The following is an 18,497-nucleotide window of genomic DNA, read 5'->3' on the forward strand; positions in this document are numbered from 1 at the left end:
GGGAGGACCCCGCCGAGCATCTGCAGCGCACCTTCTCCGCCCCGCCCGGCCCCGGCCCGGTCGTCGTGTCCGGGGTCCGGCTGGCGTCCACGTGCGCGCACCACCTGCTGCCGTTCACCGGCACCGCGACCGTCGCCTACCAGCCCGCGCCCGGCAAGCAGATCGTCGGTTTGTCCAAGTTGTCGCGCGTCGTGCACGGCTACAGCCGTCGCCTCCAGGTGCAGGAACGCATCGGCGCGCAAGTCGCGGACGCGGTGAACGCGGCGCTCGCTCCGACGTGGGTGGTGGTGCTGATATCCGCAGTCCACCAGTGCATGACGTTGCGCGGCGTCGAGGACACTGGCGCGGTGACCATGACCCGCACGATCCGCGGCGGCCTGATCCCCGACGCCGACCTGGCGATGGTCCTTGCGGCACACCACGCGGCGGGGACGAAGTGACCACAGATTCGGTGTCGCAGCCCGCTGAACTGCTCGCGCAGGTGGTTGCACAGTTGGCGGTCATCCCGGCGTTGTTGCGGGAGCTGGAGGTCACCCTCACTCGGCAACACCAATTCCTGCAACGGCATTCAGGAGGGCGGCCGTCGGGCGAGTTCCCGCTTCCGTTCCATGTGGCGGCGTCGAAAGCCGCTGACGATATCTCGGTGGTGCTGCGTGCGCACTGCGCGGCGGTCGCGGACCGGATAAGGCAGCATCCGCCGACCGGGAGCATGACGGCGCGTGCACGGTGGCTGCGGGTTTGGGTGCCGATGCTGGCCGAGGACACCACGGCCATAGAGGCGCTGGCGCAGGCCCTCGGTGAGGTCATCGACGCCGCCGAGACGGTGGTGGATCGGCCCGAAGACCTCATGTACGTAGGTGCGTGCGAGCAGTGCCGGATGCCGTTGTACACCGCTCCCGACGCCGAGGAAGGGGCGTGCCGTCGTTGCCGGACGGTGTTCTATCCGCGGAAGCTGCGGGAGATGCTGTTGGCGCGCGCCCGCTACCGGTTCCATACGGCGGGCGAGTTGGCGCGGCTGCTGCCATGGTTCGACGATCGGCCGGTGACCGAGGCCGCGATCACCAAAGCCGGTGAGCGGGGGACGTTGACGCGGTACAAGATCGGCGGCCGGGTCGTGTATCAGATTGGGGATGTGATCGATTGGCATCGGGCGCGTTCGGGTGGCGCGACAGGATTTGCGACGCAATAACCACGCGAATGTGAAAGGTGTTCAGTTCGAATCTGGGTCGGGTATCCGATCGCCCGCTCAGAACCGTATTTCGTGGTCTGGTTGGATGATCTTGTGCGTAATAGGCCCGAAATCGTCGCCGCAGTCGATGACGTCTTGGCGAACGCCACAGCGACCGAATGCCGTTCGATGGCAGGAATTCTCACTGCCGTCGCCCGCGCCCGACAGCGACCACTGGACCTACTCGAAGACCACGCGATGCCGCCGGGCGTCTTCGGCACCCTCGTACGGCGCCGCGACCGCGACCAGATCACGGTCGCGTCGTGGGTACACAACCCCGACCGCACCCTCGCCCACGAACTCGGCCACCTGGTGCTCGACCACCAAGGCCGCGCGGCGGTCGACCTCGCCACCAGCGTGCTGCCCGACGGCATGCACGATATGGCCGCGATGATGCTGCGTCGCGACTGCGAAAACTCCACCGACAGCGACGAACTCGCCGCCGAACAATTCGCCAGCCTCCTCCTCGAGCGGATGCGGCGGCTCGGCGGCGGCTCGCACCGGCTCCGCTCCCGCTGGAGCGAGGCCCTGGGGTGATTGCCACCATCCTCGCGCCGCTGATCTGGCTGGCGGCCGCCACGCGACTGTATCGGTGGTGGTGGACCCGCAGCGGTGTCCTGGCCGCCGCCGCTCTCGCGTTGTCGGTCGTCGCCCTGCACCTCACCCTCAACATCCCGGCCGTCGAGCGCCTGGTCCAGGAGATCGCCCCGGTCACCAACTTCTCCACCGCCATCCGCATGGTGCTGTTCAACTTCATGGCCGCCGCGGTCGGCGGGCTCGTCCTCGCGCTCACCATGCGCAGCGCTCAACACCGCGTCCTGTGGTGGGCGCGCGCCTTCGTCGCCACCGCCGTCGTCGGCGCGGTCGTCGCCCTGGCGATCTTCCTCAACGCCACCCAACAGCCGCAGGTAGCGGGCGGTTTCGAGTTCGATCAGGCATACGCTCACCTGCCCGGCTACGCCGAAGCAGGCATCGCCGGAGCGATCTTCCCCGCTCTGCTGTGCCCGGTGCTGTCGGCGATGACCGCGCGCGCCGCCGACAGCACCACCCTCACCGGGTGGAGTCTCGCGCTGCTGGCTACCGGCCTGACCGCGGCGTCGGTGTGGGCGTGGATCCGACTGTGCTACCTCCTCGGCGCCCGGTACGCGCAGTGGCCGCCGTCGCCGCTAGTGTTCGACATCACCCGCGCGGTCGCCGGCATCGGCACATTCATCGTGTTCCTCGGGATGATGCTGCCGATGGTTGCCGGATGGGTGCACGCCCAGCACATCCGCTACCGGATCGCGCCGCTGCATCGGATGCTGCTCGACCGCCACCCCGGTGCACGCCGCCCGTCGCGGACTGGTGCGACCGCGCCCGAGCGTGCCGGTGACCGTGTGTCGGAGATGTTGGACGCGCTGAGTGTGGAGCTGGCGGTCGCCGAGCTGCCCGCAGCGGGTAGCACCGCCCCAGCCGACGTCATCGCGGGCGAGGTTGCAGAATTCCTTGTCGGCGGCACAGCTTCGGCTGTGCTCAGTCACGAAAGCCTCCGCGCGGCAACCGATCAGGTCACCGCCGACCAGTGGGCGGTCCTGGTGTCGCGCGCCTATCAAGAACGGATGAATGAATGAGCATCACCGACGTTGTCGCTCGCCGGTCGTCGCGTTCGGCCAGGATCACCACTGAGCTGGGCGCACCGTGGGTCGTCAACATCGTCACCTCGATCCTCGCGGGGGCTGTGATCGGGGCACCGTGGTGGGGGGTGTTCGGGGCAGCCGTCACCGGCGGCGTCCCGATCCTGGTCATCCTGATCGGGGTGTGGCGCGGCATGGCCGACGACCACCATGTGCCCGATGTGAAGGACCGCCGATGGGTGATCCCGGCGATCCTGGCGATCGTGGCGGCCGGGATCGTCGTGGAGGTGGTCGCGGGCGCGCCCGAGCAGATGGTGGGGTGGCTGGCGGCGGCGGTCGCGGTCCTCGTCGGCGTCGGCGTCATCACGGTCCTGGGCGGCTGGAAGATCAGCGTGCACACCGCCGTCAGCGCCGGGACGACGGTGCTGCTGGCGTTGATCTCGTCGCCGTGGTGGCTGCTCGCGCTGCCCGCCACCGCGGTCATCGGCTGGTCGCGGGTCCGGCTCCGCGACCACACCCGCGCGCAGGTCACCCTCGGTGCGCTCCTGGGCTCCGTCCTCGCTGCCGCCACCTACCTGGTGGTGACCGGGCTGATCTAGCCGGAATCGCCTGCGTTGCGGCGGATCTCCCGTAACCCGATGGACAGCGCATCGCGGGGGTCGCTGGTCGTGCGGGCGGCCAGTTGATCGGTTCCCGAGTCGCGGAGGCTGACGATCCATTCGATATGGCGACGGATCTCGAGGTAGGACTCCGCGGACCCGAAGTAGTCGACAGGGACGCGGAAGAACTCGGCGATCTGGGTCACGATGGCCACGCCCGGGTTCTTCCGGTCGCCTGAGAGCAGCTGGGACAGGTAGCCGGTGGTGAGGGTGCCGCCGGACCGCCGAATAAGGTCCACGATTTCAGTGCGCGAATACGGGCCGCGATGGCGTGGATGCACATTCTCTATGAGGAATCGTAGGCGCTCAGCGAATGCTGGGGCGTCGGTCGGCATGGGCTTGGACCTTACCGCCTGCCTCTCCACAGTGGTGCGCTTGAATGTTGCTCCCCCCGTTCCCCCACCTAGTCTCTCCCCGCGTGAGAGCAACATCACGTTCGTTGCTTGCGATTGCAAACTATGACGTCGTAGGCTCCCTGCGAAGGATTCATTGCCGAATGTGGCTTCCCGCAATGAATCCCTCGCGGTACCGGCCCCGCACCACCACTACCGGAAAGAGAATTCCACGCCGATGCACTACCTCCGACGCGGCGGCCGCGCCAGCCGATCCGCCGATCCTGTGCCGTTGCCCGCCGCGTGCCCACCGCCCATTTACGACCGACGCGACCCCCACACCACCGAATGCCGCGCCTACCGGGTCGTCTACCACCACGGTGTCGCCTACCGGATCAGCTGCGCGCGCACCGTCAGCCGCTTCGGCTTCGGCCGACACTGGGGCCACCACCACGACGTCACCGGCCGCACCTGGGCAATCGCAGACGGCCGCTGGACATAGCCCCACCCCCCACAACATTTGTCCGTGGCCCAGGCGGGGACTCGCGACGCCGCCCGTCCACAAATTGCTGTGACCCTTCGCTGGTACGCATTTAGCCTGTACGAATGGTATTCGAAGGCGAGACCGCAGCCGCGTTCGCGCAGTGGAGCCTGGAACTCGGCGAACTGTACGACGCATGGAACACGACGAACCGGCGGTTCGCTGGCGGGGCTCAGCCGAACTCGCCTGCCGCTCAGGATGATGCGGTACTCGCTGCCGCCTTCCCGGATCTCTCCAGACCCGAAGGTACCGGCGCGGGATTCGATGCGGTGCAGATGATCGATGCCGCCGCGCAGCATCTGCTTGGGCTGAAAGCGCTGGTGGACAGCCAGACGATGGTGCTCGCGCCGTGGCCGGTCGCTCGTGCGGTCGGCGAACACCTCGCGCACGCGGCGTGGCTCCTGGAACCGGAGATTACGCCGCAAGCTCGGATGGCGCGGCGGTGGATGGCCAGGGTGGCCGCAGCTCACCGCATGAGGTTGGTGCTCAGCGAACGGAAAGCGTCCAACGCGAGGCAGAAGGAAGCCAAGAACGTCCGCGAGGGCTTCCGCAAGGAGTTGGAGCGGCGCTTCCCCGGGGCGGACATCACATGGGACGGTCTCGCAGCCGAGCCGAGCTGGAACGTCGGCGGTGAGTCCTACCCGGGGCTCGGGAAGCTGTTCAAGGCGTTCTCGACGCTTCAGACGACCGGTGTGACTGGTTACTACAGCACGTTGTCGCTGTACTCCCACCCCAATATCGTCGCGGTCAGCTCGCTGTCCGAGAGCGTCGACCAAGGCGATCACCGCTTCATTCGGTACCGGGTGGATACCGACGACTGGGGTGAACTCGTGCGCAGCGCCACCTCGCTGACGTACATCACCGCCCGAGCCGCATGCGACTACCTCGGCTATCCGAACGATGACCCGCTGAAGCGTTGGCTCGTCAAATACCGCCTGAGCTAGCGCATCTCAGCGCTGGCCTGGGCCGCTGACCGGCTCTCATACCTTCCGGTCACGCTGGCTGCGCCGCAGTTCCTCGGCCATCGCCACCAGTGCTGAACCCGCGGCGGACACCTCCGCCAGCGCGGCGGGCGGCAGCTTCTCCAACGTCTCGCGTGCGACCGCGGCCTTGCCGGTCATCATCCTGCCCAACGCGGCTTGCCCGGCGAGGATGTGGTTCGCACGGGTCGCCGCCCGCCGGAAGTTGTCGAGGGCGGTATACAACTCGCTGCCCGCGTTCTGATCGGTCACAGCCTCGACTGTAGGGGCAGGGTCGGACACGGCCGCCGCGTCGGATCTACTCCCCGGCCGGCTGGTCGAGCAGCAGTTCCTCGGGGGTCTTCTCGCGTGCGTAGTCCCACAGCTGGTAGCCGATCAGGTCGTCCTCCTGCCGGGTGTCGCGGACCTGCCACGCCGACCCCGGATCGGTGACCGTCTCGACCTCGACCGGCACCGTCAGCCCCAACGCTGCGGCTTTCGCCCGCACCTTCTCCTCGAACGCGACAGCGTAGCGTTGGAATCGCTGCTGCCACTTCCGATCCAGTGCCGCGATCAGCTCGTCGGTCTCCCGGTCCTCCTGCTCCGCGGCCGTCTCAGCGTCGGCGTGGACCGCCGGGTCGGTGGTGTCCAGGCCACGTTCGGCGGCGATCCGTGCGACCGCCCGCTCGTAGGAGTCGTCCCAGCGTTGTTCGATCGCCGCGAGTTCGTCGTCGTAGCGCCGCCCGTCAGGGATCAACGGCACCCACCGGGTATAGACCTCCGCCGACGGCAGCGCCCGGTAGTCCGCCACGCTCATGCCGAGCTGTTCGGCGGCCACGGTGTCGATCCGGTCCCGCTCCTCTGGGCTGGGCTCGAATTGTTCACTGTGCCCGGCGCTTTCGGCGACCTCGCTCACGCACAGCCGCACCGTCACCGGTTCCGTGCGATGCTCCAGCAGGTAGTCCTCGTTCGGGCCGACTGCGGAGTACAGCAGGTCCCGTACCTTCGCCGCCTCCCACGATCCCGGCCGCCCAGCGAGTAGCGCTTCGATACCGCCGATATTCGCGGCGACCGCCGACAGGATTTGGCACGCCAGGTCAGCGAAGTCGATCTGCTCCCACTTCCCGTCCTCCTCCAACCCGACGCGCCGCTTCAGCCGCGCCGCCTGCGTGAGCGCACGGATCGCGTCACCGCGCAACCGCGCCAGGTCGCTGCCGTCATCGGTGCCCGGTGATGTCACGAATCCACTCCCAGATCGAAAGACAGCTGCTCCACCCGCTCTACCCGCGCCGCCAGCGTGCCCTCGCCGCGCGCGCACACCGTCCCGACCGTCAACGCCCGGCTGCGCGCTGCGTTCACCGCCGACAGGCCCATCATGCCCGCTACCGACGCGTCATCGAGCCCGGACGCGTGCAAACGCTGCTGGACGGTGGCACGCAACGTCATCGGCGTCACGCGCAAATCTGCCGGTAGGCCCGCGGCCTTCGCGATCGACGACACGATGTAGGCCAGGCTGTCCCGCTCCCCGATCCGCCGGTGACTGGACAAGGTGATGAACAGCGCTCGCTCCTGCTTGGCCCGCTTGCCGAGGATCGCGTTGCGCTGTGCCCGCCACCCCATCAGCACCCACGTCGTCGCGGGCGTCAACGCCAGCGTCCGGACGGCCCCGTGCGGCGCGGTCAGCCGCACCGTCCCCGCCCGCGCCGACAAATCCAGGTCGTCCACATCGAGCTGCCGCACCTCCACCGGCCACGGCCCCACGTCCAACATCAGCGCCGCCAACGCGAAGTCACGCGGATGCCGGTTCGCCGCAGCCTCCAGAAACCTCGACTGCTGCGCCTCGGTGAGCGTGTCCGGGACGTCCGGGAACACCTCTAGAGGCTCCACCAGCAGCCCCAACCCCAGCCAGCCGTAGAACGCCCGAATACCCGCCAGCGCCGTGTTGAACGTCGCCGGACGCGCCCGGAACCGGCCCAGGAACTCGCGCACCGCGATATCGCGTGCCGGGCCGTCGGTGAACGCGTCCGGATGCGCACCCGACGCCACCAGCCACCGCCGATACCGGTGCCCCCACTCCCAATACAGCTCCTGGGTGGAGGCGGCGAAGTCCTGGCCGCGTAGCCACAGCCAAAACCCGTCACGATCCCGCCGACCCGGCAACCCCGCCGGACCGGCCGTCCGCAACGCCGCGAGATCACGCCCACTCAACGCGGTCACGCTCATGAGCCGCCCACCTCCCAAGCCATCTGGTGACCACCAGAATCGCAGGACATACCGACAATAACGACCCGCACGTTTCGCGGAGCCGCATTGCTGCGATGCTCGGCGAAACTGAGCCGTTGAGCTCGCGGTCACCAGTGACCTGGAGGCGGGGACACGGGCTCGGCTTATCCGAACCAGTCGCGGGCTGTTTCGGTGGCGCGGTCGGCGGCTTCGATCAGGATGCGGCCGATGGCGTTCCCTGCGATCGCTGCGATGAGGCGCTGTCGCGGAGAGTCTCGGTGAGTGGCCTGCGAGTCATGTTCGTTACGAGGAGTATTCGTCATGGCGCGCAAGGTATGAAATTGGGGTGCACGCGCTCCTGAACTGCGGTTTCGCGAGACCACCTGTGTACGGGACTGCGTTGCCGGAAGTGCGTGTGAGGATGGTCAGCCTCAACCGTGAAGGCGTAGATGTCGAGTGGGTCCGTGAGCAACGTTGCGGCCCGAATGGTGAACTGTCGCATGCGATTACGGTCCCGTGATCTCCCGTGACATTGCAACGACATCAGATGGCCATTTGGCGGCCATTTCGGCGCGTTCGCCTCCTTGGGTCCAAGAAGGTTGCCGCGCTACCGCCGGTATCCGGGTCCGCCGATGTCCGTGGTGGCTATCGTGCGACGCGGTCCTTGAGTGGCTGTATCTCCGCAGCGGTATGAGAGTCCGTCAGGTGGGCGGCGAACGCCGCGCCGATGCCCTCGATCATGGCGCGCAGCTGCTCCATACCGACCCCGGTGAGTGCATCCGAAATCTCTTCGTCCGTCGCGTCTTTCGACACCCCCCGCAGCGCCACACGGAGGGGCTTGTCGCCCAGGAGCAGATGGTGAGCCCATCCGCAGTCCAGCGGGCAGTGGTAGCGGACACGGCGGCCGGGACCGGACTCGGGGCGAAGGAACTGCGCCAGCTCGGCGAGCGACTGGTCAGGCATGGCGGTGATCATCGCATGGCGTGCCGAGTCGGGGACGTCTTCGGTACCGGCGATCGGGGTGCGGTCCCTCGCTGTGGAAAGGGCGCGCGCCGGATCGGGCTGGCGGACTCAACAGCCACCGGGATTCTAGCCGCGGCCACCGACGGTTTCGATGGTCACCCGGCGCATCGCCGCGTCCACGAACTCCTCGGGCTCGATCTCGAACAGTGCCGCGATCTGGAAAATCTCCGTTGGGGTCAGGTCGCGGCGACCGCCCTCCGACCGCAGATAGGTGCCGCGCTTCCAGTCCAGCGCGGTCATCGTCTCGACGATGGTCAGTCCGGCGTTGCGGCGCCGGAAGCGGAGTTCGTCGCCGAACGCGCGGTTGATGGCGTCACGGACAGGCTGGCGTTCGGGGTCGCGGGTCACCGGTCGTCCTCGCTGGTGTCGCTGTCACCGCCGAGTATCTGGTCCGGACGGGCGAGTTCTTCGGCGAGGTAGCGCATTACTGGGTCGCCGTCGGCGGCGCGTTCGTTGATCCGCTGGAATATCCGGGCACGCTCAGCGGCCACGGTCTGATGGCATTGCTGCTGGTCTCGGCACACGCGCTCGTGCAGGTCCGCGACGAAGCACAGGGCTCCGGCTGCGGCGGCCTCGGGTCCGTATGCCTCGCAGTGCCACATGGATGTCTCCGGTGTCGGGGATCAGTGTTGTCACCATAGAGGGGCGGTGCGACAGGGTGGTGGTCGTGCCGATGTCACACACGATGTGTGGCTTGACCCCTGTGCGTCGGGGGCGCTGTCTACAGTCGGGGTGGCGGCCGTTCCTGGCACGAGCGAGGGGGCCGCAGATGTCGTGCTAGACAGCAGGAGTCGCTGATGACCGTCACGTTGCTATGCCCGTCGTGGTGCCACACGCACGCGGATACCGATCTCGTTGCGCCGGGGCACGGCGTAAGCCATTTCGGCGTTGATCTTCCGGTTCAGCGCGCCAGCGGGCACGGCGGTGAGGCGATGGTGGTGCAGCTCTACGGCCACGACCGCGACGGCCGCCGTCGGGTCACCGTGGATGTGATGCTGCCGTCCCGCTTGCATGTGGAGGCGTCCCCGCGCCAGGCGCGCAAGCTCGCGCGGGTGCTGCGGCGTGCGGCGGCTGCGGCCGAGGCGGGTCGGGTGGTGTCGCGGTCGGTGGGAGTGCTGGGCCCGCGTGCGGGCGAGCGGGTGCGGGTGGAGACCGAACCGGGGGTGGTGGCGGTGCTGGTGCAGGGGTACGCGGCCGATCTGGCGGTGTCCGAGGCGCGGGAGCTCGCGATGCTGCTACGGAATGCGGCTACGCTCGCACGCGAGTCGGTGCGGGGCGCGACCGCCGCTGATGAGTGGCGACTGATCCTCGATCTCTGAGCAGGAAGCGAATACGTTGGGGCGCAAGAACTCTCTGCCGATGTGTCCGGGATGCGGTAAGGCGGCGATCATCGACGATGACGGCGGCGCGGTCTTCCATACCCGCGCTGATGGGTCGTTCTACTGCGAACGTCGACCGAAACCAGCCGCATCCGCCAGCAAGCCACTGTCCGCGCCGCCGCCCGCCACGGCTCCGGCGCGTCGGGCGGCCCGGAAGTCCGTACCGAGGCCGCGCACCGACGATATTGTCGTTTTCGAGGCTCGGTGTACCCGCTGTGGTGGTGGCGTGAAAGTCGGTCGTAGCCACTGTCGTTCGTGCCGTCGAGAGCTGCGGATCGCCGAGTCGAAGGCGCCGGGGACGGCGCGGCCTGGGCAGGCGCTCTCGCCGCGCGCCGCGGCCCGGTCGCTGTCGGTGGTACAGGCGCGTGATGCGGTGCTGGCGGGGCTGGGGACGCGGCGGCGCACCGCTGGCATCCGCGAGTTGCGGGCACTGGTGCCCGATGTGGTCGACAGCTTCGTGGCTACCCTGACCGAGACTCAGCTGCAGCGGTTGCGTGCGGATCTGGCCGTGCTGGGTTTCCGTGGCCGGGGCGCGGTGGGCGAGTTCGGTCAGAGCGTGGTGACCGAGATTCGTCGGCAGCGCGAGGGTGTGTTCCGGGGTGTGACGTCCGGCGGTCTGCCGGGTTCGCGCCGGTGACGGGGCTTCTTTACCCTATCGGCGGGCGGTTGGCAACCGTCCGCACGATCGGTTTCTGACCGCCGATAAGTGGGCGTTATCGGAGGTCAGAAACAGAGATGTGACGCAGATCACTCAGGAGGTGAGTGAGGGGCGAGCACTTATCAGCGGCGTCAGCTGACGATGACGGTGGTGGTGTAGAACTGCACCCGCCAGGAACACGCCGAGTCGCCACACTGGCGCGCCTCGATCTCGTGCGTCCCGGCGGTGGGAGTCCAGTCCGGCGAGATCGCGACGCGGCGACCGTTGTTGACCTGGATGTCGGACGCGCCGTAATTGGGGTAGCCGGTGGTGATGAGACGCCCGTTGTCGTAGAACCAGACGCGGCCATAGGTTTGCAGCGGTGACACCATCACGGCCACCAGTTTGTGGCGTACACCCGCGTCGACCTGCGTGACCTGCTGCCACGGGTAGGCCTGCCAGGTCTCCACGCCGCTGATGTTCGCCGCGGCGGGCGGCGCGGTGAGCGTGGTGAGAGCGGCGACGGAGCAGAGGGCGAGCAGCACGTTACGCACGGTGTTGAGCACAGTGGTTCCTTCAGTGTCAGGGAATCCGAAATCGGCTGTGCCACAAAACCATTCCCCCCTTGCGAGGCCGGGTGTGCGTCACGGCCGAGCTTCAGCATACCGCTCGGTACTGACACCGTCGGGAGATTGATCGCATTGCGGCCCTGGAGATTTCAGCCCCCGTCTCGCCCGTGAATACGGAAACCCCGGCCGTAGCCGGGGTTCCAGCCCCGCACGTGCGGGGAGAACGCCTTTCCAGGTCCTGCGTGGGCCTGTCATCAGGCTCATCCCCGCTACACGCGGGGAGCACGGCGCACCAGCAGGTGCGTCGACCTACCACCTGGCTCATCCCCGCTACCGCGGGGCCGAAGGGCATGTCGTACAGACCAGGGGGTCATCCCCGCTCGCGCGGGGCCAAACTCTGGAAAGGCAAGGGCAACTCTACATCGCGGCGATGACATCCGCCGACGAATCCACCCCGACCATGAGGTGTCACAGTGACCAGTCGACCATCCGCGAGGTGACGCCGCGCCCGTAGCTGTCCTGCGCGACCCACCACCACCCGACCAGCACACTGTCGAGGTGACGCGCTGCCCTGCGCCGGGTGAGCAGGATCATCTCCGACCTATCCACCGTGGGTGGGCTGTCGTAGTCGGCGATGCGGAACCGCCGCGGCTTCAACACATGCAGCTCCGTGCTGGTGTCACGTTCGAGCCAATGCACGATCTGTGCGCGCTGCGGCTCGTAGTAGGGGTGGCACCACTCCGGTTGCAGCAGCCCGCCAGCGGAGTCCGTGGCCTGGATCGCGGGGGCCAGCTGCTCGAACTCGCGGTCGACCAGCCGCGCGGTCAGGGAGTCCAGGAGGTCGCGCGCCTCAGCGGCGTCGAACCGCCGGGCGTAGGTGTCCCAGGCCGCGAGGAAGTCGCGGTACTGCTCGTCATCCACGCGAGCGAGACTACTGCCCCCGTGACGGTTTCGTCACTGTGGCGAAACCGCCACGGGTTCGGGTCGTGGAATCGGTGGCAGCGCCCGCAGTACCGGTGCCGGATGTCCTGCGGGTGGTAGGACGTCGCGCCGCAGTCCGGGCAGGTGATGGACGGCTGAGAACTCATGCCGGGTATCGTGCCCTAGTTCCTGCTGGACGTGAAAGTGCGCCCGCTGTAGGTTGATTCGCGGCGGGGTCAATGATGGGGAAGTTCTTCGTTGCGCCGTCGTTGGGTCGGGAGCTGACCGGGTCATGCCGTGCTGGTGCCGGACGCGAACGCGACTCCACCCACCATGGCCCCGCCACTCGCCGACCGTTCGCCTTATGGTCTGCGGTGGATCACCGTTCCGATCAGCAGCCCACCCGCGCCGAGCGCCGCGACGGAGCATGCAAGGACGAATGCGGCTGTCGTGTGGCGCTGAAGGGTCGGCAGGTCGGTGGCGGCGAGGGCGCAGAGTACGAGGCCGAGGAGGGCGGCGTTGGCCTGCATGAAGGTGCGGAAGCTCATTCGGGGTGACATGCCCGCTGTTGTAGTCGGCGGCGTGGCTCGACATGCGGAAATCGGTTGTGGCACTTCAGCTCTTAGGGCTGCCTAAAGTGCCATTGCCGGAGGGCTGGGGGTGGTCGACGCTGGATTGGTGCGACGTGTCCCGCGCCGACAGGAGGCTTCGAGCTACCGGGCGGCTGCGAACTTTGGCGGTTACCGCCGCCCGGCGGCCACACGACAACCACAAGGTCGCCATGACGAGTGTAGCCGGGCGGGTGATTCACTTTTTGTCCCGCCAGCCCGGTCCGGGGCGCTCGGGCAGCTTCGCGCCGGGCTGACGGGCGTACCAGCGCAGGAAGGCGCGCAGAACCTTGGACATGTCGGCTTCGGGGTCCGGGCTGTGTTCGACGGCGTCGCCGTAGTCGTCCCACAGGTCTTGTGGTGCTCGGAACTGGCGCACGTCGCTGGCGCGAGATGCTTTGCCGGTCAATGAAATTCACTTCCTCGATTGTCTGCAATTGACGTGTTTGTACCTACAAATGACATTACACTGTAGGTACCGGATGGTTGCGAACTTGGCGGTTACGACCAGCCCGGCGTCACACGACAAACCGATGAAGGGAACACGCATGTTCATGCGTCGATTGACCATTGCCACTCTGCTCGCGGCGGCCGCGCCGGTGGCGCTACCCGCCCCGGCGCACGCCGATATGGCCGTTGTCTGCCACGCCAACCCGATCGGGCCACGCAAGGCGTATGGCGCGGACGCTTACGCGCCGATCCAGTACGGCTTCCAGGTGTCGTGCAACGACGTCGCCACCAACGCGCCGGTACCGCCGGACGTGCGAACGATCACGGTGGAGTTGGTGATCGGAACCGGCAACGTCGTCGCCTCGTTCCAGAACACCAGCACCGACGCGCAGACAGAGGAAACGCACCTGTACTCCTGCTACGGCGGACCCGCGCTGGACTTCCGGGTCAACGTGAAGATGTTCGCGATCTGGCAGACCATTCCCGATCAGGCAGAAGAGCACGGCGATCCTGTGAGCCTGGAATGCTAGAGGCCATCCGGCGAAAGGATTAGATGATGACCACCCTGTCGCACCCGGCGGTCGATGTCGCAGTGGACGCGCTCACCGGGAGCGGCGGGGCTGCTCGCCCCGTCGCCGCTATCGAGCGGGACGGGGTCGTCGCCGTCTTGGCGGAGACTCCCACAATCCAAGCCGTGGTGTTCGTCGAGCACCGCGATGGAGAGTGGACACCGCCGAAGTTGGTGAACGGGCATCCCCGTCGCGAGATCATCCGCCCCGCTACGACCGGCGGCATCGCACCGATCACCCGCCTGTGCCGCAAGAGGGTCGGCCCTCCCGTCGCGCCCGGCGCTACACCAGAATGGACGTGGTTCGCCGCAACCGGTACCGCCGCCGAGGATGCGGTGTCGGTGACGATCACCTCGAGTGTCGACACTCATCAGGTGGAGGTCGGCGCGGACGGCCTCGTGTTCGCGGTCGTGCGCGTCAATACCGACGATGAACCGGCGATCGTGGTGCGTACCCGCGACGGCCGCGAGGTACCGGTACCCACGCCGCTGGCCGAATAGCATGATTCCCGACAGGAAGGGCCGCCCCTGGTGTCCAGGGGCGGCCCTTTGTCATGTCAGCGACAGCAGCCTGTCGAGGGCGTCGCGTAGGCGTCGAGCTTCGTCCAGTCGGAGTTCTCCGTCTGTCATCGACACGTAGATGCGGGGGTCGTCTTCGGGCTGGCCGGGTTGCTGGAAGGCCAGCAGTTCGACTTCGATCCGGAGTCCGTTGGCCGCGGCCTGCGGGATGACTTCGGCGTTGCTGATGTGCTGGATGCTGTGCGGGGCTTCGTCGTCGGCCAGGCCGTGGCGGGCGCACCAGCCGGGGCAGGCGTCATCGTTCATGACAGGTCGAGCAGGTCGGCGAGTGCGTCGGCGACGGCGGCCATGGTCTTGCCGGTGAGGATGCCGACAGGCTCCACGAATGCGTCCACGCGTAGGCGGCCGAGCCGGTTGACCGCCACCCAGGTGCCGGGGATGGGGTCTTGGTCGGCCAGGGCGACCGCGTAGCTGGCACCGGCGGCCGGGGGGACGTCGGTGATGTCGGCGACGACGGGAGCCAGCGCGGAGTTGGCGATGTCGTTGGAGACGATCAGGACGGGGCGCACGCTGGCGAGGCCGAGGGGTCGGACGTACCAGATTTCTCCGCGTCGCTTCACTCGGTATCGGCCCACATGGCGCGTTCGCGGGCAGCGTCCCAGTCGGCGGAGCTGGCGGTGATGCGCTGTTCCCATTCGGCGGTCGCGCGGACACCTTCGGCGCGGGCGGCGTTGCGGGCGGCGTGGTCCAGCCACGACGACAGCGAGACGCCTTGCTGGGCGGCCAGCAGTTTCGCGTGCGCCACCGTCCTCGCGCCTAATGTCACCGAGAGCTTTTCCGTGGTACCCATGCACAGAAGATAGCACTTATTTATGCCACCGATTAGTAGCATTGATGGGTAGCAGCATTGTGGAGACCCGGCGTAGCCTCTGAATGTATGAGCGATTTGGGCAGCCGACTTCAGTCGGTACGCAAGCGCCGCGGTCTCCGGCAGACAGAGCTGTCGGCTCTGTCCGGGGTGTCGGTGTCGTGGATCCGCAAGATCGAGCAGGGCACGGTCCGTGAGGTGCGGTTGGAGACGCTGCGCAAGCTCGCGGTGGCGCTGCGGGTTCGGACGACGGTGCTCCAGGCCGACGACCACGACGTCGAGCACGCCGACATGGAGACGCAAGACCTGTGGGAGCCGGTGCGGCGCGCGCTGGCCGGACATCACCCCGACACCGTGGACGAGCCCGCGAGCGTGGACGGGGTGCTGGCGGAATTCAACGCGCTGCGCCCCATGCTGGAGACTCACCACTACGGGCAGATGGCGACGCGGCTGCCGATGCTGCTGCGTGACGCCGACAGCCTCGATGTCTCCGAGGAGCAGGGCCGCGCGATCCGCGCTCGCCTGCTGACCATGGCGGGTTGGCTGCTCACTCAGAACCGCCAGTTCGAGACCGCCGCTGAAACCCTCGACCGGGCGATGGACGCTGCCGACAACCGCGTCGATATCGCGGCGGCGGTGAATACGAAGGTGTGGGGGCTGCTGCGGCAGGGCTGCCTGGACGAGGCGCGGGATCTGGCGATCCGGTGGGCTGACGATATCGAGCCGAAGTTCTCGCGTGCGACGGCGCGGGAGCTGGCGGTGTGGGGTCGGCTGTGGTTGGGCGTGGCGAACGCGGCGGTCCGCAACAACCAGCCTGGCGAGACCGCGGACGCGTTGAGTCTGGCGCGGGCGGCTGCGCACCGGATCGGCCGGGAGATCGTCAACGACGAAGCGACGGTGCGCACGTTCGGGCCGGTGACGGTGGCGCATATCCAGGCGGAGGCGCATGTGATCGACGGGCAGCCGGACAAGACCCTCGCCATCGCCGAGCACGCGCCGCGCGACATTCTCAACCCTGTTTCGGCGGGCCGGTTGCGTCACCGCCTCGATGTCGCGAACGCGCACACGATGCTCAAGCAGTACGGTGAGGCGTTCGCTGAGATCCAGGAGCTCCACGCGCTCGCGCCGGAGTGGATCGTGCAGCAGCGGTACGCCCGAGACGTTCTCGGGAACGTCATCGCGGGGCGGCGGACTCTCACCGATGAGATGCGGACGCTCGCCGACGCCATCAAACTCGATTACTGACCAACCTCTATTCCTCATCGAGGCCCGGCACCCGTTGTGGTGCCGGGCTTTTCGTTTGTGTCACTTCCCTCCGACACAACCCGGAAGTGACATTGCGGCGAGACACGCGACATTCGAGGCTGAGCAGGCGTCCGAATACTGGAGGCGGCACCGGCACCGCCTGCCTGATGTCCGCTGGTTGCTTCGGTGTTCGGGCGCGCCTCCGCACTCAATACCCCGATGACACCCCCGGAAGGGGAACACCCGATGCGATCATCGACCACACACCCCGTCCTGTATTCCCGCGCCTGGTGGAGGCGGCCATGAGCGTGCTCGACGCGCCGGACGCTATCGGCTACGTGCGCTCGGATGTATCCGGGTCGCGGCGGGAGTGGGATGAGATCCAGATCCGCACCGTGGCCGGACGTCTCGGCTACAACCTGAAGAAGACCATCGTGTTCGGCGCCAACGTGTACGAGCCGGTGCAGGCGCTCCAGCAGATCGTGCGGAGCCAGAAGATCGACGCGGTGGTGGTGCCGAGCCTCGCGCATTTCGAGGCGGACGCGCCGCCGCGCGAGCTGGTCCAGATCACCGACGTGATCACCGTGTCCCCGGAGTACACCTATGCACGCCGGTCTACCGGCGCGCTGCCGGAGGAGGGGGAGGCCGGTGGCCGCTGACAAGTACGTCGGGCTGGCGTGGCTGGCCTACTACAAGGGCGTGCCGGTAGAGGACCTGACCGGGTGGCGCAGGACCGGCGAGGTCTGGGTACCGACGCCGGATGTGAGTATCGGCCACGAGGATCCGCGCCAGCCGCGTTCGCCGGGCTGGTCGCGCGAATGCGTGGACCGGTGGACGCCGGGCATGGCGCGGTTCACGCGGCCGGAGGTGGTGGTGCTGGCGTCGACGCAGATGATGTGCGACTTCTACGGTGTCTCCGTCGCCCAGTTGTGGAGCCAGATCACGAACGGGCAAGGGCTTCTCGCGCCGCACGCGTATGTGGACGACATCCCCGGCTGGTTGTGGGTGGACGGCAAGCCCGGCCACGACGCACGCCAGTATGAGGGCGAGGTGTCGCGCCGGTGACCGTGCCGCAGCGGTGGCGACCACAGCCTGGTGGGCGCGCCCGCCGAGATGTCGGAGTACGCCGATATCTGGGGTTGAAGCAGTTCGCGCTGCTCGCAGGTGTGCCCTACCGGCGGCTGCAGCAGTGCAGGCTCGACGGGCCGCTGTTCGTACCCGAACCGGTGGTGATGGTCGGTCGACGTCCCGGGTGGGCGCTGCCCACGATCCAAGCCTGGAGCCCCGACTACCTCGCGGGCAGCGGTCCGGTGCCCATACAGATGCGGTGGCCGGAGCCGACGCGGGTCTGTCTGGATTCCGCGGCGCTGTGCCGCATCTACCGCGTCCGGGCCGCGGGCTTGTGGCCGCTGATCGCGCGCGGTGACATCGCCCAGCCGGACGTGTGGGTCGACGACACCCCCGGCTGGTCCCCCGACCTGGGAATCGAGGAGAAGGAGAGCGTGTAGTGGTGGAACTGAATGTGCATTTGAACGGGGCCGAATTCATCAAGCCGTGGTCGGGCGAGTCCGGCAACTGCGTGGAGGTCGCCTGCCTGCGCGGCGGCGACGTCGCGGTGCGCGACAGCAAGCACCATGGCCGCGGCCCGGTCCTGCGGTTCACGCCCGAGGAGTGGAGGCGGTTCGTGGCCGCCGCCACGACTGGGCAGGTGCCCCACTGACCAACCCACCCACGGCCCCCTGACGGGTGGGTTACCGGCCCGCCCCACGACCTCGGACTCCCGGTCGTGGGGCGGGTCTTCTCGTGCGCGCGGTGTCCGCTGTTTCGTCAGGGTGTCGAATCGGTCCCGTTACGCTGCCGCGTGCAGGGACCGAATACCTCCCGCCCACTTGGGTTTCGGTCCCTGCGCTGTATCCCCGAGTCGTGTGATCTCTCCCCCGGACATGCTGTAGCCAGCGAATTGGATCGCCGGGCGAGGATGAGAGCACTCGAACACCCCTCTCCCCCAGGTGGTTTCGGCCAGGACCGCGTACCTGCGACCCCCACCCGCGTTCCCTCCCCGGTTCGGCTGTTGCCAGCGTACGAGCCAGGGAACGGCGCGCGGGTCGGGGTTGTGCGCGGTACGCGTGTGCTGCGCTGGATACGGGGATGTGGA

At 67.8% G+C, this 18,497-nt stretch carries 30 protein-coding genes; 16 read left to right on the forward strand and 14 right to left on the reverse strand.

Going from position 1 to position 18,497, the window contains the following annotated elements:
• The 5 genes from folE to QJS31_RS33875 all read left to right on the forward strand — a co-directional run.
• Positions 1 to 440: GTP cyclohydrolase I (folE, locus tag QJS31_RS33855; RefSeq protein ID WP_306358648.1), on the forward strand; the 440-nt coding region annotated here is incomplete at its 5' end.
• 11 nt (positions 441 to 451) lie between these two features.
• Complete coding sequence (locus QJS31_RS33860; RefSeq protein WP_306358649.1) at positions 452 to 1,189, forward strand: hypothetical protein; 738 nt, start codon at positions 452 to 454, stop codon at positions 1,187 to 1,189.
• An 81-nt stretch (positions 1,190 to 1,270) separates the two neighbouring features.
• A complete protein-coding gene (locus QJS31_RS33865) occupies positions 1,271 to 1,765 on the forward strand; it encodes an ImmA/IrrE family metallo-endopeptidase (RefSeq protein ID WP_306358650.1) in 495 nt (164 codons plus the stop codon).
• Positions 1,762 to 2,838: a hypothetical protein gene (locus QJS31_RS33870; RefSeq protein ID WP_306358651.1), complete on the forward strand. Its 1,077-nt coding sequence runs from the start codon at positions 1,762 to 1,764 to the stop codon at positions 2,836 to 2,838. Before QJS31_RS33865 ends, QJS31_RS33870 begins: the two co-directional genes overlap by 4 nt.
• Positions 2,835 to 3,440, forward strand: a complete 606-nt coding sequence (locus QJS31_RS33875) for a hypothetical protein (protein ID WP_306358652.1) — start codon at positions 2,835 to 2,837, stop codon at positions 3,438 to 3,440. Before QJS31_RS33870 ends, QJS31_RS33875 begins: the two co-directional genes overlap by 4 nt.
• Here QJS31_RS33875 and QJS31_RS33880 read toward each other — a convergent pair.
• Positions 3,437 to 3,739, reverse strand: coding sequence for an XRE family transcriptional regulator (locus QJS31_RS33880; RefSeq protein WP_306358653.1), 303 nt, complete (start codon positions 3,737 to 3,739; stop codon positions 3,437 to 3,439). The genes QJS31_RS33875 and QJS31_RS33880 overlap by 4 nt on opposite strands.
• Before the next feature lie 259 nt (positions 3,740 to 3,998).
• Here QJS31_RS33880 and QJS31_RS33885 point away from each other — a divergent pair, with 259 nt between their 5' ends.
• Both QJS31_RS33885 and QJS31_RS33890 read left to right on the forward strand, forming a co-directional pair.
• Positions 3,999 to 4,334 (forward strand): hypothetical protein, encoded by a 336-nt coding sequence (locus QJS31_RS33885; protein WP_306358654.1) that lies wholly within the window; start codon positions 3,999 to 4,001, stop codon positions 4,332 to 4,334.
• 104 nt (positions 4,335 to 4,438) lie between these two features.
• A complete protein-coding gene (locus QJS31_RS33890) occupies positions 4,439 to 5,317 on the forward strand; it encodes a hypothetical protein (protein ID WP_306358655.1) in 879 nt (292 codons plus the stop codon).
• Between the two features lie 36 nt (positions 5,318 to 5,353).
• On the opposite strand, the gene QJS31_RS33895 is transcribed toward QJS31_RS33890, so the two are convergent.
• The 6 genes from QJS31_RS33895 to QJS31_RS33920 all read right to left on the reverse strand — a co-directional run bounded on the left by QJS31_RS33895 (position 5,354) and on the right by QJS31_RS33920 (position 9,180).
• Positions 5,354 to 5,605 (reverse strand): hypothetical protein, encoded by a 252-nt coding sequence (locus tag QJS31_RS33895; protein ID WP_306358656.1) that lies wholly within the window; start codon positions 5,603 to 5,605, stop codon positions 5,354 to 5,356.
• Positions 5,606 to 5,651: 46 nt separating this feature from the next.
• A complete protein-coding gene (locus tag QJS31_RS33900; RefSeq protein WP_306358657.1) occupies positions 5,652 to 6,572 on the reverse strand; it encodes a hypothetical protein in 921 nt (306 codons plus the stop codon).
• On the reverse strand, positions 6,569 to 7,555 hold the full coding sequence (gene xerC / locus QJS31_RS33905) for a tyrosine recombinase XerC (protein ID WP_306358658.1): 987 nt from the start codon (positions 7,553 to 7,555) through the stop codon (positions 6,569 to 6,571). Before xerC ends, QJS31_RS33900 begins: the two co-directional genes overlap by 4 nt.
• Before the next feature lie 645 nt (positions 7,556 to 8,200).
• Positions 8,201 to 8,518 (reverse strand): hypothetical protein, encoded by a 318-nt coding sequence (locus QJS31_RS33910; RefSeq protein WP_306358659.1) that lies wholly within the window; start codon positions 8,516 to 8,518, stop codon positions 8,201 to 8,203.
• 126 nt (positions 8,519 to 8,644) lie between these two features.
• Positions 8,645 to 8,926, reverse strand: coding sequence for a helix-turn-helix domain-containing protein (locus tag QJS31_RS33915; protein WP_306358660.1), 282 nt, complete (start codon positions 8,924 to 8,926; stop codon positions 8,645 to 8,647).
• Positions 8,923 to 9,180: a hypothetical protein gene (locus tag QJS31_RS33920; protein ID WP_306358661.1), complete on the reverse strand. Its 258-nt coding sequence runs from the start codon at positions 9,178 to 9,180 to the stop codon at positions 8,923 to 8,925. The genes QJS31_RS33915 and QJS31_RS33920 overlap by 4 nt, the downstream gene beginning before the upstream one ends.
• Before the next feature lie 195 nt (positions 9,181 to 9,375).
• Between QJS31_RS33920 and QJS31_RS33925 the strand changes: the two genes are divergently transcribed.
• Together QJS31_RS33925 and QJS31_RS33930 are read left to right on the forward strand one after the other, a co-directional pair.
• On the forward strand, positions 9,376 to 9,897 hold the full coding sequence (locus tag QJS31_RS33925; protein WP_306358662.1) for a hypothetical protein: 522 nt from the start codon (positions 9,376 to 9,378) through the stop codon (positions 9,895 to 9,897).
• 286 nt (positions 9,898 to 10,183) lie between these two features.
• A complete protein-coding gene (locus QJS31_RS33930; RefSeq protein ID WP_306358663.1) occupies positions 10,184 to 10,594 on the forward strand; it encodes a hypothetical protein in 411 nt (136 codons plus the stop codon).
• 152 nt (positions 10,595 to 10,746) lie between these two features.
• On the opposite strand, the gene QJS31_RS33935 is transcribed toward QJS31_RS33930, so the two are convergent.
• From QJS31_RS33935 to QJS31_RS33950, 4 genes are all read right to left on the reverse strand, one after another.
• Positions 10,747 to 11,160: a hypothetical protein gene (locus QJS31_RS33935; RefSeq protein WP_306358664.1), complete on the reverse strand. Its 414-nt coding sequence runs from the start codon at positions 11,158 to 11,160 to the stop codon at positions 10,747 to 10,749.
• 471 nt (positions 11,161 to 11,631) lie between these two features.
• Positions 11,632 to 12,084: a hypothetical protein gene (locus QJS31_RS33940; RefSeq protein WP_306358665.1), complete on the reverse strand. Its 453-nt coding sequence runs from the start codon at positions 12,082 to 12,084 to the stop codon at positions 11,632 to 11,634.
• 362 nt (positions 12,085 to 12,446) lie between these two features.
• Positions 12,447 to 12,644, reverse strand: coding sequence for a hypothetical protein (locus tag QJS31_RS33945; protein ID WP_306358666.1), 198 nt, complete (start codon positions 12,642 to 12,644; stop codon positions 12,447 to 12,449).
• Between the two features lie 247 nt (positions 12,645 to 12,891).
• Complete coding sequence (locus tag QJS31_RS33950; RefSeq protein WP_306358667.1) at positions 12,892 to 13,101, reverse strand: hypothetical protein; 210 nt, start codon at positions 13,099 to 13,101, stop codon at positions 12,892 to 12,894.
• An 85-nt stretch (positions 13,102 to 13,186) separates the two neighbouring features.
• On the opposite strand from QJS31_RS33950, the gene QJS31_RS33955 reads away from it, so the two are divergent.
• Together QJS31_RS33955 and QJS31_RS33960 are read left to right on the forward strand one after the other, a co-directional pair.
• Positions 13,187 to 13,672: a hypothetical protein gene (locus QJS31_RS33955; protein ID WP_306358668.1), complete on the forward strand. Its 486-nt coding sequence runs from the start codon at positions 13,187 to 13,189 to the stop codon at positions 13,670 to 13,672.
• 23 nt (positions 13,673 to 13,695) lie between these two features.
• A complete protein-coding gene (locus QJS31_RS33960; RefSeq protein WP_306358669.1) occupies positions 13,696 to 14,211 on the forward strand; it encodes a hypothetical protein in 516 nt (171 codons plus the stop codon).
• Positions 14,212 to 14,262: 51 nt separating this feature from the next.
• On the opposite strand, the gene QJS31_RS33965 is transcribed toward QJS31_RS33960, so the two are convergent.
• Genes QJS31_RS33965 through QJS31_RS33975 form a run of 3 tightly spaced genes read right to left on the reverse strand, consistent with a single transcriptional unit; the run spans position 14,263 to position 15,079 of the window.
• Positions 14,263 to 14,535, reverse strand: a complete 273-nt coding sequence (locus QJS31_RS33965) for a hypothetical protein (RefSeq protein WP_306358670.1) — start codon at positions 14,533 to 14,535, stop codon at positions 14,263 to 14,265.
• On the reverse strand, positions 14,532 to 14,849 hold the full coding sequence (locus tag QJS31_RS33970; RefSeq protein ID WP_306358671.1) for a type II toxin-antitoxin system PemK/MazF family toxin: 318 nt from the start codon (positions 14,847 to 14,849) through the stop codon (positions 14,532 to 14,534). The genes QJS31_RS33965 and QJS31_RS33970 overlap by 4 nt, the downstream gene beginning before the upstream one ends.
• A complete protein-coding gene (locus tag QJS31_RS33975; RefSeq protein ID WP_306358672.1) occupies positions 14,846 to 15,079 on the reverse strand; it encodes a hypothetical protein in 234 nt (77 codons plus the stop codon). Before QJS31_RS33975 ends, QJS31_RS33970 begins: the two co-directional genes overlap by 4 nt.
• 87 nt (positions 15,080 to 15,166) lie before the next feature.
• Between QJS31_RS33975 and QJS31_RS33980 the strand changes: the two genes are divergently transcribed.
• The 5 genes from QJS31_RS33980 to QJS31_RS34000 all read left to right on the forward strand — a co-directional run bounded on the left by QJS31_RS33980 (position 15,167) and on the right by QJS31_RS34000 (position 18,062).
• A complete protein-coding gene (locus QJS31_RS33980; RefSeq protein WP_306358673.1) occupies positions 15,167 to 16,342 on the forward strand; it encodes a helix-turn-helix domain-containing protein in 1,176 nt (391 codons plus the stop codon).
• 290 nt (positions 16,343 to 16,632) lie between these two features.
• The gene (locus QJS31_RS33985; RefSeq protein WP_306358674.1) at positions 16,633 to 17,001 is read left to right on the forward strand and encodes a hypothetical protein; all 369 of its coding nucleotides are present in this window, start codon (positions 16,633 to 16,635) and stop codon (positions 16,999 to 17,001) included.
• Entirely contained in the window at positions 16,991 to 17,407 is a 417-nt protein-coding gene (locus tag QJS31_RS33990; protein WP_306358675.1) for a hypothetical protein, read from the forward strand. Before QJS31_RS33985 ends, QJS31_RS33990 begins: the two co-directional genes overlap by 11 nt.
• Entirely contained in the window at positions 17,404 to 17,850 is a 447-nt protein-coding gene (locus tag QJS31_RS33995) for a hypothetical protein (RefSeq protein WP_306358676.1), read from the forward strand. Before QJS31_RS33990 ends, QJS31_RS33995 begins: the two co-directional genes overlap by 4 nt.
• Positions 17,850 to 18,062, forward strand: a complete 213-nt coding sequence (locus QJS31_RS34000) for a DUF397 domain-containing protein (RefSeq protein WP_306358677.1) — start codon at positions 17,850 to 17,852, stop codon at positions 18,060 to 18,062. Before QJS31_RS33995 ends, QJS31_RS34000 begins: the two co-directional genes overlap by 1 nt.
• The last annotated feature ends 435 nt before the right edge of the window (positions 18,063 to 18,497 follow it).

The organism is Nocardia sp. CC213A, assembly GCF_030766805.1.
Lineage (GTDB): Bacteria > Actinomycetota > Actinomycetes > Mycobacteriales > Mycobacteriaceae > Nocardia > Nocardia otitidiscaviarum.

Coding starts and splice junctions, on each gene's coding strand:
- QJS31_RS33960 (WP_306358669.1), top strand. CDS start 13,696: ATGATGACCACCCTGTCGCACCCGGCGGTCGATGTCGCAGTGGACGCG.
- QJS31_RS33890 (WP_306358655.1), top strand. CDS start 4,439: ATGGTATTCGAAGGCGAGACCGCAGCCGCGTTCGCGCAGTGGAGCCTG.
- QJS31_RS33910 (WP_306358659.1), bottom strand. CDS start 8,518: ATGCCTGACCAGTCGCTCGCCGAGCTGGCGCAGTTCCTTCGCCCCGAG.
- QJS31_RS33965 (WP_306358670.1), bottom strand. CDS start 14,535: ATGAACGATGACGCCTGCCCCGGCTGGTGCGCCCGCCACGGCCTGGCC.
- QJS31_RS33920 (WP_306358661.1), bottom strand. CDS start 9,180: ATGTGGCACTGCGAGGCATACGGACCCGAGGCCGCCGCAGCCGGAGCC.
- xerC (WP_306358658.1), bottom strand. CDS start 7,555: ATGAGCGTGACCGCGTTGAGTGGGCGTGATCTCGCGGCGTTGCGGACG.
- QJS31_RS33975 (WP_306358672.1), bottom strand. CDS start 15,079: ATGGGTACCACGGAAAAGCTCTCGGTGACATTAGGCGCGAGGACGGTG.
- QJS31_RS33875 (WP_306358652.1), top strand. CDS start 2,835: ATGAGCATCACCGACGTTGTCGCTCGCCGGTCGTCGCGTTCGGCCAGG.
- QJS31_RS33945 (WP_306358666.1), bottom strand. CDS start 12,644: ATGTCACCCCGAATGAGCTTCCGCACCTTCATGCAGGCCAACGCCGCC.
- QJS31_RS33980 (WP_306358673.1), top strand. CDS start 15,167: ATGAGCGATTTGGGCAGCCGACTTCAGTCGGTACGCAAGCGCCGCGGT.
- QJS31_RS33925 (WP_306358662.1), top strand. CDS start 9,376: ATGACCGTCACGTTGCTATGCCCGTCGTGGTGCCACACGCACGCGGAT.